Raw genomic sequence first — 361 nt, forward strand, 5'->3', positions numbered from 1 at the left:
GGCCGCTGGCCGGCACGCTCTTAGAAGCTGTACTTCGTGGTGAACTGCAATCGGGTGATGTCACCCTTGTTGCCGTTCTCGATCTCGCGGCGGCCGTACATCAGCTCGGCGCCGATATCGACCTTGGGCAGCGGCGAATAGAAGATGTTGCCGCGGATGCTCTGCACGCGCTTGGTCACCAGCGGGCCGAGGATGCTGTCGTTGTCGTAGTCGCTGCGCGCGTAGATCAGGTTGGTGCGCAGCTTCGGCGAGAACGCATGCCGCCAGCCCACGTAGCCGGCCAGCACGCCGGTCGGGTTGAGCTCATCGCGGGCCACGTCGTAGGCGCTGTCGGCGGTGATGCCCAGGCCGATGTAGCGGG

General features: G+C 65.4%; 1 protein-coding gene. It reads right to left on the bottom strand.

What is annotated here, in order from left to right:
- Positions 1-20: 20 nt before the first annotated feature.
- The coding region (locus tag EN850_RS34360) for a DcaP family trimeric outer membrane transporter (protein WP_210238042.1) at positions 21-361 on the bottom strand (341 nt) is incomplete at its 5' end.

This window comes from Mesorhizobium sp. M8A.F.Ca.ET.207.01.1.1 (genome assembly GCF_004794715.1).
In the GTDB taxonomy this organism is placed as follows: domain Bacteria; phylum Pseudomonadota; class Alphaproteobacteria; order Rhizobiales; family Rhizobiaceae; genus Mesorhizobium.